General features: G+C 36.4%; 18 protein-coding genes. 8 read left to right on the top strand and 10 right to left on the bottom strand.

Going from position 1 to position 12,641, the window contains the following annotated elements:
- Positions 1–30 precede the first annotated feature (30 nt).
- From petL to PRO_RS00635, 6 genes are all read right to left on the bottom strand, one after another.
- Positions 31–123 carry a cytochrome b6-f complex subunit PetL gene (gene petL, locus PRO_RS09660; protein WP_011124277.1) on the bottom strand — a complete coding sequence of 31 codons (93 nt, stop codon included), beginning with the start codon at positions 121–123 and terminating at the stop codon, positions 31–33.
- Between the two features lie 68 nt (positions 124–191).
- Positions 192–587, bottom strand: a complete 396-nt coding sequence (locus PRO_RS00615; protein WP_011124278.1) for a DUF4346 domain-containing protein — start codon at positions 585–587, stop codon at positions 192–194.
- 159 nt (positions 588–746) lie between these two features.
- A complete protein-coding gene (locus PRO_RS00620) occupies positions 747–974 on the bottom strand; it encodes a hypothetical protein (RefSeq protein ID WP_011124279.1) in 228 nt (75 codons plus the stop codon).
- 22 nt (positions 975–996) lie between these two features.
- Entirely contained in the window at positions 997–2,172 is a 1,176-nt protein-coding gene (locus tag PRO_RS00625; RefSeq protein WP_011124280.1) for a GNAT family N-acetyltransferase, read from the bottom strand.
- Positions 2,169–2,840, bottom strand: coding sequence for a RibD family protein (locus tag PRO_RS00630; protein WP_011124281.1), 672 nt, complete (start codon positions 2,838–2,840; stop codon positions 2,169–2,171). The genes PRO_RS00625 and PRO_RS00630 overlap by 4 nt, the downstream gene beginning before the upstream one ends.
- A 6-nt stretch (positions 2,841–2,846) precedes the next feature.
- A complete protein-coding gene (locus tag PRO_RS00635; RefSeq protein WP_011124282.1) occupies positions 2,847–3,755 on the bottom strand; it encodes a 6-pyruvoyl trahydropterin synthase family protein in 909 nt (302 codons plus the stop codon).
- Positions 3,756–3,809: 54 nt separating this feature from the next.
- Between PRO_RS00635 and PRO_RS00640 the strand changes: the two genes are divergently transcribed.
- On the top strand, positions 3,810–4,382 hold the full coding sequence (locus tag PRO_RS00640) for a shikimate kinase (RefSeq protein WP_011124283.1): 573 nt from the start codon (positions 3,810–3,812) through the stop codon (positions 4,380–4,382).
- Here the strand turns inward: PRO_RS00640 and PRO_RS00645 are convergent.
- Entirely contained in the window at positions 4,363–4,626 is a 264-nt protein-coding gene (locus tag PRO_RS00645; RefSeq protein ID WP_011124284.1) for a chlororespiratory reduction protein 7, read from the bottom strand. The two genes, PRO_RS00640 and PRO_RS00645, sit on opposite strands and share 20 nt — an antisense overlap.
- Before the next feature lie 11 nt (positions 4,627–4,637).
- Positions 4,638–5,363, bottom strand: coding sequence for a glutathione S-transferase family protein (locus PRO_RS00650; protein WP_011124285.1), 726 nt, complete (start codon positions 5,361–5,363; stop codon positions 4,638–4,640).
- A gap of 59 nt (positions 5,364–5,422) precedes the next feature.
- Here PRO_RS00650 and PRO_RS00655 point away from each other — a divergent pair, with 59 nt between their 5' ends.
- The 4 genes from PRO_RS00655 to PRO_RS00670 are packed head-to-tail and all read left to right on the top strand — an operon-like array spanning position 5,423 to position 8,513.
- A complete protein-coding gene (locus tag PRO_RS00655) occupies positions 5,423–5,629 on the top strand; it encodes a DUF751 family protein (RefSeq protein WP_011124286.1) in 207 nt (68 codons plus the stop codon).
- A 2-nt stretch (positions 5,630–5,631) separates the two neighbouring features.
- Positions 5,632–6,024 (top strand): 30S ribosome-binding factor RbfA, encoded by a 393-nt coding sequence (gene rbfA, locus PRO_RS00660; protein WP_011124287.1) that lies wholly within the window; start codon positions 5,632–5,634, stop codon positions 6,022–6,024.
- A gap of 2 nt (positions 6,025–6,026) precedes the next feature.
- Positions 6,027–7,676 (top strand): glycoside hydrolase family 3 protein, encoded by a 1,650-nt coding sequence (locus PRO_RS00665; protein WP_011124288.1) that lies wholly within the window; start codon positions 6,027–6,029, stop codon positions 7,674–7,676.
- 33 nt (positions 7,677–7,709) lie between these two features.
- Positions 7,710–8,513, top strand: coding sequence for a uroporphyrinogen-III synthase (locus tag PRO_RS00670; RefSeq protein ID WP_011124289.1), 804 nt, complete (start codon positions 7,710–7,712; stop codon positions 8,511–8,513).
- Positions 8,514–8,520: 7 nt separating this feature from the next.
- Here PRO_RS00670 and PRO_RS00675 read toward each other — a convergent pair whose 3' ends face one another.
- Both PRO_RS00675 and zds read right to left on the bottom strand, forming a co-directional pair.
- A complete protein-coding gene (locus PRO_RS00675) occupies positions 8,521–8,982 on the bottom strand; it encodes an SRPBCC family protein (protein ID WP_011124290.1) in 462 nt (153 codons plus the stop codon).
- Between the two features lies 1 nt (position 8,983).
- A complete protein-coding gene (zds, locus tag PRO_RS00680) occupies positions 8,984–10,444 on the bottom strand; it encodes a 9,9'-di-cis-zeta-carotene desaturase (RefSeq protein WP_011124291.1) in 1,461 nt (486 codons plus the stop codon).
- Positions 10,445–10,554: 110 nt separating this feature from the next.
- Between zds and PRO_RS00685 the strand changes: the two genes are divergently transcribed.
- The 3 genes from PRO_RS00685 to PRO_RS00695 are packed head-to-tail and all read left to right on the top strand — an operon-like array spanning position 10,555 to position 12,616.
- Positions 10,555–10,950, top strand: a complete 396-nt coding sequence (locus PRO_RS00685) for a HesB/IscA family protein (RefSeq protein WP_011124292.1) — start codon at positions 10,555–10,557, stop codon at positions 10,948–10,950.
- Positions 10,951–10,992: 42 nt separating this feature from the next.
- Positions 10,993–11,412 carry a hypothetical protein gene (locus PRO_RS00690; RefSeq protein ID WP_011124293.1) on the top strand — a complete coding sequence of 140 codons (420 nt, stop codon included), beginning with the start codon at positions 10,993–10,995 and terminating at the stop codon, positions 11,410–11,412.
- 1 nt (position 11,413) lies between these two features.
- Positions 11,414–12,616 carry a lipid-A-disaccharide synthase-related protein gene (locus PRO_RS00695; RefSeq protein ID WP_011124294.1) on the top strand — a complete coding sequence of 401 codons (1,203 nt, stop codon included), beginning with the start codon at positions 11,414–11,416 and terminating at the stop codon, positions 12,614–12,616.
- Positions 12,617–12,641: the final 25 nt, after the last annotated feature.

The raw sequence follows: 12,641 nt of genomic DNA on the forward strand, positions 1-12,641 counted from the left end.
TAGGGATTTATTTGATTTTAAGTAAATAAACTATATTAATTTAACGGCTTTTAAGATTTTATTCATAGCAAAAGCTGCTCCGAGGCCTAGACCGACAAGAGCTAAATAGAATAAGATTCCCATTTGAAAGATCAACTTTTCATTATTAGAACAGATTTAGGTGCCTTTTGTGTAAAGCACAGTTAGTTTTTTTAGTCTTGTACATAAGGCTTTCCATTTGTTAGGCAGAACTCAGCTTTTTGCAGTTCTCTCCCAAGATAAAGAGCATGGTCAAGTTTGGTTAAAGGTTTTGGAACGTGCCCTTCTGTGATTTGGATGCCAATCTCTTTAGCACTTTTTCCTTTAAAGACCTTAATAGGGCTACGTTCTTTATTGTCATTGCATTTTAATGGCTCACCTGTTTCTGGATCTGTTGCTAACCCTGTTTCGTCAATATTGTTGCTGAAATGCTCGACTATTAATTCATTTGTTTCATGGCTCACTTTGATTAGAAAATATCCAGATGGGTCCAGTTCAATAAATCTTTGGGAATACTTCTCATCGAGATTATTTATAAACTGTTCTTTTTGGGAAAGAATCTGCTTCATAATTTTAATTTAGCAAAATATTTACAAATAGAAAATCAGAAGCTTGTTAAAAGAAATATTTTGCTCAGAATATTTAAATTCATTTGCAGCAGGTTTATTAAATAATGTGCATTATACTAAGAATTTAATATTGCTTAATAAGTAAGTAGAAGACAATATTTAATTTAGAATTATATTTTTTATAAGTATAAGCAAAAGAAGATTAATAAGAATAAAAGAAATGTAAATAATTCTTGGATTTTTTAATCCTTTTGGGGCTGTCAGTTCGATACCTAAAAACTTAAATAAAGTTTGCTTTTCATTATTGTCATAGGCTAATATTCCTTTTTTTATTGAATCATTACTATCTTCAATAGAAGTTTTATTTGGTTTATTATTTACTTCCATAGAGAAATTAATCTTTGATTGATTATAAGTCAATTTTTGTATGTATGAATGGAACTTCATTGTTTGAAGCATTGATTTCTTCTTTCATCATATTGTTTGCTTTAGGGAGCCAATCTTTAATAATTTGAGCCATTGTATTGTCATACCAACGATGAAGACTGAAACGAGGTGTTGCCGTAAAACCTCTTCTCATCTTTTGATTTCCGCCTGCTCCTGGGTCAAATTCCTTGATACCATTTTTTATCGCCCAAGAAATTGGTGAATAGTAACAGAGTTCAAAATGAAGATTCTTTATTTCTTCTTTACTTCCCCAATATCTGCCCCAAAGAGTTTGATAATCTGTAATACAAAAAGACATTGCAATTGGTTCTTTTGGATTGCCACGATTTGCATTAAATAAAACAATGTTGTTAGCTAAATCTTTATTGGCTAACCTTTCGAAAAATGCTTTGGTTAAATACTTACTTCCCCATGCACCCCATCTAGAGCAATGAGCTTCGTAGAAATTGTGCATCATCTCCATCATTGCTAGGTTAATTTCCTCGCCATTTATTATAGAAATTCTTAAATCTGTTTTTGTAATTGATTGTCTTTCTTTTTTGATATTACGACGTTGATTGGAATTGAACCTTGCTAAATAATCTTCAAAAGATTGCTCACCATGAGAGCTCCAAAGAGTTTGTTTATTAATCCAACTTGAACAATTAGCGGACTCACCATGTTTCTTCCATGATGGATCTACGTACAAGAAATTGCAGCTCGAAATATTATTATTAATTGCAAATTCATCAATAATTTTCATCATGACTTCTGTTATCTCTCTAGAATCTTTTTCAGAAGAAATAAAGAATTTATATCCCTCTATAGGACTAAGTGGGCTCATTCCTATTAATTTTGGGTAATAAGGTACGCTCAAGCGATTCGAGAGATTTGCGAAGGCTTGGTCAAAAATAAATTCTCCATAGCTATGATTTTTTAAGTAAAGAGGAGCTAGCGAAATTAATCTATTATTCTCCCAAAGTGAAAGATGTAATGGTTGCCAACCGTATCTTGATGAGACACTCTCTGATTCTTCTAGTGCATTTAACCAATTCCAATCATAGAAAGGCAGCACCTTTTTGTTGACGAGGTGCGCCCATTTTTCTCGTGGGATTTCTTTGATTGATCGGTGCCAACGAAATGTTGTTGATGATTTCAAGATCTTTTCCGTAAGTATTTGATCATTACTTCATTTTTTCCTAGTTCTTCTATTCCTTTGAGATGCCAAGCATCTGATTTAGTTAATTCTATTGGCAGACTATTTTTGCCTGATGCAGTCCATGTGTATTTTCCACCTAACAGCCTAGGGGTGAAAGTAAGTTGCAATTCATCTACTTTGTCTTCTAATAACAGAGATGTAATAAGTTGAATACCTCCAAGAAGAACTATTCTTGAGCATCCTTTTTGATTTAGATCATGAAGAGTTCCTGACCAATTATCTTGCATTACAATTTGTTGTTCAAATCCCTCTGAAGTAAATATTTGTGTTTTAGCTTTTGGTATTAATAGCCATCTTGTAATGGGTTGTCTGAAGAATTGCCATGTTTGAGGAAATGATGATTGCTTACTAATTATTAAAGAGATTGGTTGAGTAGAGCGCCCTTGAGTATGTCTTTCTCGAATCAATTTTGAGTCATGAATTAGGCAAGTATTTTTATGAATTTTTAGTGTTCCGCTCCCCATTAAAGTTGCATCTGACCATGCTAAAGCTTCCTCTAATACTCTTCTGTCGCCTTCGCCTCCTAGATTGGCTTTCCCTCCATTGGAAGGAGCTAGCCTCCCATCAAGGCTTATTGCTAGAACTAGACGGATCCAAGGTAAGCTCAACTATAATTATTTATATGTGTTGGCTTTTAAGTCATTTAAGCTTGTTATGTCTGTATATATTTCTGCAGCATTGTTAGGACTTTCTTGAAGGCGAATCTTATGAAGACTTGCACCAATACTATGAATAGGATTATTTAATATATCAGCGATATGAAGAGCAATATTTTCTGCCGTGGGGACACAATTGGAAAAGTGAGTGATGTCTTTATTTAAAAAAGTGTGATCGAAAGGTTCTATCACTAAATCTTCTACTAATTGCTCAAGTGAAGCAAGGTCACAAAGCATTCCTGTTCTTTTGTCAATTGTTCCTTTAACTGTAATCTCGACGAAGTAGTTATGCCCATGTCCGTTTGTTCTGGCACATTTCCCATAGATCATTTCATTTTCTTTTTGCGAAAGCTCTTCTCTTGCAAGACGATGAGCGGCCGAAAAGTGTTTTTTAATGGTTAAGAATGCTTCCATATTTTTTCCAAGATAGTCAGCCCATAGTGAGGGTTGTTCATAGAGCCTTAACGAGACTAGCGGCAAATAACACTTTAGTCTGTTCCAGATTATTCGTGTCAATGCTTCTGTAGTTGGCAAGCAGCCTTCTGGCTTGGACATATCAAACTCTGGCCATGTTTGATTTAAGCAGCGAAAATCAAGCTGGCTTGTTACTTGCTGTTTAATAGCATGTTTAACTTCTGAAAGGTTTAGAACCATGCCATCTACATTTAATGATCCTGCCATAGAGACAATCAATTCATAGTTATGTCCATGGCCAGGAGGTATTGCACATTTTCCAAATTGCTTTGAATTATCATTAGCTGATAATTCCGGGAGCGAATATTGGTGACTTGCACTAAATAATGCTCGACGAGTTATTACACAGTGGCGTCCTTTCCCATGTGTATTCATAGATGTGACACCATTCATTGAATTTTCACATCAAGATCACCATCTTAATTACTTATTCGCTCATCTGTTTTTATGACTTATAAATTGAGACCTAATCAAGTGATAAAAAAATTAGGAGGCCGCATTATCTATCTAGTAGGAATGATGGGTTCAGGAAAGAGCACTACAGGGCCGCATCTTGCTAAATTACTGAAATATAGTTTTATTGATCAGGATGAATTAATTGAGAAAGTAGCTAAATCTTCCGTTTCACAGATTTTTAGAGAAGAAGGTGAAAATGGTTTTCGTGATATTGAGACTCAAGTTCTCAAGCAAATTGGTCAAAGACATTCCTTGGTTGTTGCAACTGGAGGAGGTCTTGTAACTCGTTCTGAGAACTGGGGTGTTTTACATCAAGGAATTGTTATTTGGCTGGATCCAAATCGGGAACTTTTGTTTGCAAGGTTGAAGTCTGATAAAACGGTTGTTCGCCCGTTGTTGGACAATAAAGATCCTAAAGACGTCTTGGACTCTTTAATAAAGCAACGCTATTTGTCATATGCTGAAGCAGATTTACATATCTCTATCGAGAGGGAAACACCTGAAGAAGTTGCCTTAGTAATTTTCAAAAAATTGTCTGAAATAATTAGAGTTCAGGAGGATTAAGACGCACAGCAAACCATTGGATATTAAAACCTGGAGTTATCTCTAGGTCGCATGCAGTATCTAATAACCTTTGCGCGGCTTCTACATTAGAAGGATGTTCTTTCAAATCTTCAGGCAGCTCATCCATTTGATTCAACCAATTTTCTAACCATTGAAGAGTTTCTTTTGAAGTAAGTAGTTTTTCATTTTTGCAAGGTTCCATGACTACATAATTTTCATTATCTCGAATTAGTGGATTAGACATTTTTAAGTGATTTATAAAATTGCTGGATCAGTCTCTATTAATTTCTTTTCAAGCTGATCACGCCAAGTAAATAAAGGATCTAATCGAGGATTGTCTGCAAAACCAAGACATCCTTTGCCAAAAAGAGATTCTCCTGATGAAAAAGGAAATCTTAGTAAGGACAATTGAGCTGCTACTGCTATATCTGCAATACTTAGAGAATCTCCAACCAGCCATGGTTGTGAAGAAACAGAATTTGATAGTTTTTCAAGACTGTTGAGTAATGCAGTACTTTGCCCTTGATTCAGAACTTCTGTTAAACCATTCATAAATTCACAAGGCAAGTTGTCAATTAAACCTTTAAATGAGTTTGGTAAATCATTAGGTAATAGCGCTTTTCTTAATGATGGGTCTATTGCTGCTGCTTTGATGAGTTCCAAACGAGCCGCTTTTGCCAAGGTTGTATCTGCCCAATCTTCGATAAGATGAGCCATTGCTGCTTCGTGAGGTTTTTTAGGTAAAAGCTCAGGTTCATTTGTGATAGTTTCTATATATTGAATAATTTCACTTGAGTCAGAGACAATAGTTTCACCATCTTTTAAAACAGGCACCTGCCTTTGACCAGAAAGTTTAAATACATTAATTTGGCCGATTCCAGGAGTGATTTCAACGACTTTGTATTGCAGGTTTTTGGCTTGCAAGAACAACCGGACCTTCAGACAAAATGCTGAATGCTCAAATTGATAGAGTTCCAACATAAAGTTTTCGAGTCAAACAAGGTCAGAGTAGCTATTAAGGATATGAAATAGAGAAAACAATGGGTGAGTTCTTTTCCAATGTTTCTAGATATCCAAAGTATCTCATAACAATTATCCTTGGCGTTTTTTTTGCTGCTATAGAACCATTGGTTCGCAGGAGTAGTAATCCTATAACTGCAATATCCCTTATAGGGGCTTTGATTAGTGGTCTTCTCACACTATTTTTTATTGTTAAAGGTATGGTCTTTCCCTCATCTTTGATTTAGTCATGGCTCAAAGTCGCCGCGTTGAGAAAGTAGCTGCACTGATCCGAAAGGAGATGAGTGAGTTGCTAAGCAATGGGATAAGAGATCAAAGAGTGAATACCACAATGATTACAATTACTGAAGTTGAAGTTTCTGGAGATCTTCAGCATTGCAAGATTTTTGTGAGCATTTATGGAAATGAGATTCAGAAAGATGAAGTTTTTTCTGGCTTAGAAGCCTCTCAATCTTTTCTTAAAGGCGAATTGGGAAGGAGATTACAGATGCGACGAGCACCTGAAGTTGTTTTTAAATTAGATCGAGGAATGGAAAAGGGGATATCTGTTTTGAATCTTTTGGAAAAGCTGGAGGCAGAGCGAAATATTAAAGATAAAAAATTGATTGAATTCCAAGAGTAGCTTTGTCTTCCCCACTTCGAAAAGATCTTCGTCAAAAGGTTGCTCAGCTTGTAGTTGTAAGAGCTAGTGGTCATGCACTCGATTCTCAAAGGAAATATCCCTCATGGGAACTATCGAATTCAGAACTAAAAACGCTTTTGGAAGAAGGAGTGGGCGGAGTAATCTTGCATGGGGGAACTGTTCATGAAATCAAAGATAGATGCAATAAACTCAGCACTTGGTCTAATCAACCAATTCTTCTATGTGCAGATGTTGAAGAAGGAGTAGGCCAAAGATTTGAAGGCGGTTCGTGGATGCCACCTCCTATGGCTTTAGGTCTTAGATACTTGAAAAACCCTAAAGAGGCTCTTTTATTAGCTCAAGAATACGGCAAATGTATTGGGGCTCAGGCTCGTCGATGTGGATTGAATTGGGTGTTGGCACCAGTGTGTGATGTAAATAGCGATCCTTTGAATCCTGTAATTAATATGCGGGCTTGGGGATGTAACCCTAATACTGTGTCTGCCCTTGTATGCGCTTTTCATAGAGGCCTTGTATCTGAAGGAGTCCTCAGTTGTGCAAAACACTTCCCTGGGCATGGTCATACCCAAGTGGATTCTCATTTGGAATTACCAATTGTTGAAAGTGATATTGCCCGATTAGAGGAAATAGAACTAATCCCTTTTAAGGCTCTTATCGAGCAAGGAGTAAATAGCGTTATGTCTGCTCATATACTTTTTCAAGCGATTGATCCTACTTCTTTAGCGACGTTTTCAGAAAAGATATTAAGCGGTCTCCTTAGAGATGAAATTGGCTTTGAGGGCATGGTTGTTACTGATGCTTTGGTAATGCAAGCGATTAGTCATAGATATGGCAGTGGAGAAGCAGCGGTAATGGCTTTCGAAGCAGGTGCAGATTTGATTCTTATGCCTTTGGAGCCTGTTCAAGCTATTGATGCAATTGTTGAAGCCCTCCTTTCTGGGAGGATCCCTTTTGAAAAACTTGAATATTCTTTAGAGCGAAGGAATCGAGAAATGTCAAAGTTAAATATAATAAGTAAGAACTCTATTGAGGAGGATTATTCTTTTCAGATAGGAGAAGAATTTGAGCAATCAAAAGAACTCTCTTTAGTTGATAATATAATTGATATTTCTATAGAAACTAGAAATGATTCAAATTTTCAATATTCTCCAGATTTAGTTAATTTAATTAGAATAGATGATCTTTTACCATGCCCATATCTATCTAGCTCGTCACCGGCTTTGCGGATTCCATCACAATTTGGATGTAAAAATGTTATTTATCATCCCTTGGGAGTTAGCCCTTGGCAAGATAAACCAATGGAGCCATTAGAAATAGACCGTTTTAATCAAGGACCTTTTTTACTTCAATTATTTGTTCGCGGGAACCCTTTTAGAGGTAATAAAGATGCTAATGAGCCTTGGGTAGAAGTTGTTGAACAGTTGCAGCAAAAAAATATTCTTAGTGGTTTAGTTGTATATGGCAGCTTTTATTTCTGGGAAAAGTTATTAGTTGTTTTAAAGTCTTCTATACCAGCTGCGTATAGCCCTGGACAGATGCAAGCAGCGCAGCAAAAAATTCTTGATTTTCTTTTTAAAGCTAATAAGAATCAATTTACTGAAAAAAATAATCGTGTAGAGTTTACAAATTAAATTAGATAATGATCAATATTGTATTGAGAATTTATGAGTATTGATCCAAATTTGCCTTTAAGTGGGAAAACAGTAGTTCTTACAAGGTCCCAAGATCAGCAAGCAGAAGCTCGTATTCTCTTTGAGGAGCAAGGGGCTAAAGTCTTAGATATGCCAGCACTGGTAATTGGTCCTCCGGATGACTGGACTCTTTTGGATAAAGCTTTATTAGATTTGAATAATTTTGATTGGATTATTTTTTCAAGTGCTAATGGCGTTAAAGCAGTTGATGAAAGAATGAAATTCGCTGGTTCCTCTTTATCGAATAAGCCAAAGAATTTGAACATTGCTGCAATGGGAAGAAAAACGGCTGAAAAATTGAAATTACTAAATCTGATTCCTGATTTTGTACCACCAGAATTTATTGCTGATAGCTTTCTTAAGCACTTTCCTCTTTCCAGAACATCTTTGAGAGTTTTGATTCCCAGAGTTCAAACGGGGGGTAGAACACTTTTAGCTGAAACTCTTAGTGATGCAGGTGCTTCTGTGATGGAAGTACCTGCTTATGAATCAACTTGTCCAAAAAATATTCCAATAGAAACTGTTAATGCAATAAACAATGGGAAAGTAGATTTAATTGTATTTAGTAGTGCTAAAACTGCATTCCATACTTCTAAATTGCTACAGAAATTCTTTGGCCATAAATGGAAGGAAATATTATTAGAAGTGAAGATTATTTCAATAGGACCACAGACTAGTATTAATTGTAAAAAATATTTTGATCGCTTAGATGGAGAGGCAATAAAACATGATTTAAATGGCTTAGTTCAGGCGTGTATTCAATCTATTAAAGTTTAGTCTTTATTTATAATTTTCCATGTCCACTCTCTACAAGCTCTTTGAAGTTATCTAGATTATTTTGTAATTCATTCGTTACTAGCTTTCCTAAAATATCTTCTTTCATAAATCTAGCTAATGCCTTAGGTAACTCATAGGAAATAATTAGCTTTACAATGGTGAAGTTTTCTTTCTCTTCATAAAATCTTACAGATCCTTTTGTTGGTAAACCTCCAATAGATGACCATTCTAATTTTTGCTTGTCAATTCTTTCATTGATTTTAGCTTGCCATTTAAAGCGAAATCCATTAGCAGCTAATGTCCATTCAGTTAGATCTGGAAGTGTTGTAGTTTCATTTTCAATAGTCTTAACTGATTCGATCCATGTCATCCAAAGGGGCATTGCTTCAAGATCACTCCATACTTGCCAAACCTGCTCAACAGGAGCAGTTATTTCACTAAATACAGTATGTTCAAGCCATTGTCCCATGTTAATTAACAGATGAATTCTTTTCTAGTTTGATTGCTTTGTTAAGCATTGCAGAAGCGGCTAGATGTCCGCTCATTGTTGCCCCTTCCATTGAGTCTATATAATCTTGCTGTGTAAAACTTCCTGCTAAGAAGAAGTTGCTTACAGGGGTAGATTGATTAGGTCGAAATGGTTCCATTCCCGGAGCTTCACGATATAAAGATTGAGTTAGTTTGACAACATTACTCCAAATTAATTTGAGATTTTTTGCTGATGGGAAAAGATCTCTAACTTGCAAATCTGTGTGAGCAACAATTTCTTCTGTAGATTTGGGAATCCAAGGATCTCCTGGAGTGAGAACGCATTGAAGTAGAGATCCAAGTCCTTTTTTTTGATAATCTTCTGGACTTGTTAGAGCTAGATCTGCAAAACAGCTGAAATCTGCATCTGCTGTATATAAAAGGTTATCTAGGCCAGAAGGAGTTTCGAGATCTTTTTGAGCAGCTTGATTTTTTAGTTCAGTGACCCATCCGTCATATCTGAGTTGAACTGTTGCTACCGGGACTGCTTCCAATTTGTCGATAGCAGCAAATTCAGGGAAAATCCGCCATTCTTTGGGAAGTAAATTTTGAATACCAGGTACATCACATGCAGCAAGATATTTGTCAGCTTTAATTACTTTTTCTCCTTCAGGTGAATTCATAATCATTTCAGTGACCTCGGGATTATCAATACTTTTAAACCGAAGCTCTTTAACTTTGTGCCTCAAATGGAGGCGCCCTCCTCTTGCTTCGATATATTCAAGAATTGGCTTGGTTAGCCATTTGTGCGGAGAGCCTTTGAGAAGATTTAATTTGGAAGCTTCGGTTTTTGCTGCAAACATCATAAATATTGTGAGCATGCATCTTGCAGAGATTGCTTCACAATCAATAAAGCCTAGTGCATAAGCTATGGGGTTCCACATCCTTTTGATGCTATTCAGGCTTCCACCATGACTTAAAAACCATTTTTGAAAACTAATGCTATCTAGAGCACGAATTGTTTTCATTGCTCCATCATAATCAATTAAACCTTGAACAATAGGGCTTGTGCCTAGTGCTAAAGCATTTCTCAATTTATCTACCCAATTAAGTTGTGGAGTAGTGAAGAAAGCTTTTAATCCATTAAATGGAGCTCCAATAGCAAATCGAAAATCTAGAGATTTTACATCTCCTCCTTTGTTAACAAATAAATGGGTGTGCTCTTTTGCTAAAAGATTATCAATTGCCCCTACTTTGTCCATTAGAGCAAAAAGGTTTGCGTAATTAAAGAAAAAGACATGAAGACCCATTTCAATATGATTACCCTCATTGTCTTCCCAGCTGCCAACCTTCCCTCCTAAGAAGGGTCTAGCTTCATAGAGATCGACTTTATGGCCAGCATCTACAAGATCTACTGCTGCTGAAAGTCCTGCGAGTCCAGCGCCAACTATCGCAACTTGCATCGCTTTATTTAGAACAGTCTAGTAATGTCATTAACAATAGAGGAAATGTTGTAGAAGACAAAATTGAATGTTTATTAATAAAGTGAGGTTATGGTATAGCTAACTATTTTATGAGTGGTTCTTCCTTGCCAAATACCGAAACTCATACAGCAAATGATGGCAAAGGTATTTTAATTACCCAAGCTGCAATGGTTCAGTTGGCGCGACTTTGCCAAGAAAAAGGGTCTGACCAGTTGCTTCGTGTTGGAGTCCGTTCAGGTGGATGTAGTGGGATGAGTTACACGATGGATTTTGTAAATTCAGATGCTATAGAGCAAGAGGACGAAGTTTATGAATATCAACCATTTGATGGAACTGCATTTCGAGTGATTTGTGATCCCAAAAGTCTTTTATATATTTATGGAATGCAATTAGATTTCAGTAATGAATTAATAGGTGGTGGGTTTAATTTCACTAACCCAAATGCCACACAAACTTGTGGGTGTGGTAGCTCTTTCGCAGTTTAGATATCTATGTAAAGCTACAATTTACTCACTATTGGTAATCTAATGGATTCAGTAAATGAAAGCCTTTTTGATAGTGCTATGTCTAGATATAAATCTGGGGCAGATGCCAGTGAGGTAATAAAAGATTTTGTAAGCATTACTAATGCAGCACCTAACCAATCTTCTGGATGGACTTGTTTGTCATGGCTACAATTGCTTTGTGATCAGCAATATGAAGCTCTTAAATCAGCTCGAATTGCGGTGAAATTAAATGCCCAGGACCCTCAATCTAGAATTAATTTAAGTGTTGCTCTGCTTGAAACAAATTCGAAGGGAGTAAGAGAACATATTGAATTTGTCAAAAGAGCCTTGTTACTTGTTCCAGAGTTGCAAGAAGAATTAAAAGAGTCAATTGAAGATGGACTGAATCGTAAGCCTAATTGGGATGCTTTGAAAAAGATTCAGGTATGGTTGGATCTTTAATGTGGCTCGATTACTTCTTATAAGTAATGGCCATGGAGAAGATTTTTCCGGAGCATTATTAGCTGTTGAGCTTAAACAGTTAGGTCATAATGTTGACGCTTTCCCTCTGGTAGGTAAAGGTAATGCTTATAAGAAAGCCGGGATTAAAATAGACGTTAGGCGGAAAGAATTCAGCACAGGTGGATTGGGATATACAAGTTTTCTTGGTCGTATAACAGAACTTCTTCAGGGGCAACACTTCTACTTGCTATGGAGTTTTATTCGTTTGCTGGTTTCTTCATCGAAATATGACCTTTTAATTGTTGTTGGAGATGTACTGCCAGTACTTGCTGCATGGATGAGCTGTAAGGATTTTGTTGTCTACCTGGTTGCTTATTCAAGTCATTATGAGGGCGTATTAAAATTGCCATGGCCTGCTGCTAATTGCTTAAGAAGTCGGCGGTGTTTAGAGCTTTATACTCGTGACAACCTTACTGCTGAAGATCTTGGTGAGCAATTGAATCGATCCGTTGTGTTTTTTGGAAATCCATTTATGGATCCAGTCTTAACGCCTAAGAAACAATTCCCAGAAAAAATTTTTCGCTTAGGCGTATTGCCAGGCAGTCGCCGACCTGAGCTTGATAATAATTTGTTGATGGTTTTGCGAGTTTTGAAGTGTTTGCCAAAACCCATCTTTGCTAATACAACTTTTAGTTTTGATATGGCTTTAGTTGATGCTTTGAGCACTTCAGATCTTAATGAATTAATTGCTAGTAATGGTTGGCATATAATTGAGCATTCTTTGCAAAGTAATTCCTTTACTTTAAGCAGTGGCTTTTGTTGGTTAAAAGTTCATAGAGAGTCTTTTGTAGAGCTGTTGCAGAGTAGTGACGCTTTTCTTTGTATGGCTGGAACGGCAACTGAGCAGGCTATTGGTCTTGCAAAACCAGTTATTCAATTACCAGGTAAAGGGCCTCAATTTACGTCTTCATTTGCTGAAGCTCAAAGAAGATTGCTTGGTCCCACAGTGTTCTGTGCAGAGACGAACATTACTGAGGGAAATAATATCTTTTTTGACACATCACATTTAATTTTAGAGGTATGCAATCGAATGACTAAAGCCAATAAGTTACAGAGCCTTTGTTATCAACAGGCTGGCTTAAGGCTTGGGACCAAAGGAGGAACCAAGCGTATTGCCCAATCTATAAACCATCTGATTCTCTAATTTAAATAGACATCCAATTTAGGGA

The sequence above is a fragment of the Prochlorococcus marinus subsp. marinus str. CCMP1375 genome (genome assembly GCF_000007925.1).
GTDB classification, from domain to species: domain Bacteria; phylum Cyanobacteriota; class Cyanobacteriia; order PCC-6307; family Cyanobiaceae; genus Prochlorococcus_E; species Prochlorococcus_E marinus.